Source organism: Ekhidna sp. ABH4_415, from assembly GCF_056161305.1.
This window is the reverse complement of the sequence record NZ_JBSWYW010000052.1, coordinates 1-201: the sequence shown is the minus strand read 5'-3', so window position 1 is coordinate 201 and position 201 is coordinate 1. Positions and strand designations below refer to the sequence as shown.

Below are 201 nucleotides of genomic sequence, written 5' to 3'. Positions count from 1 at the left end.
TTGTCCGTGTTCGTAACCGTAAAACTTCCTGCCGCCGGAGTGGTCGCTCCGATCGCTGTGCCGTCAATGTTGCCGCCGTTAATATCAGCTGTCGTCAGCGTGCCCGTCGTGATATTCGCCGTGCCCAGCGTCGTGGTGCCCGTCACACCCAAAGTACCTGCCACACTCGCATTGCCCGTACTTGGGTCGATCGTCGTAGCG

1 protein-coding gene is annotated in these 201 nt (G+C 59.7%); it reads right to left on the bottom strand.

The window, feature by feature from the left end; translation table 11 throughout:
- The coding region (locus ACXAH9_RS17270; protein ID WP_474896099.1) for a hypothetical protein at positions 1–201 on the bottom strand (201 nt) is incomplete at both ends.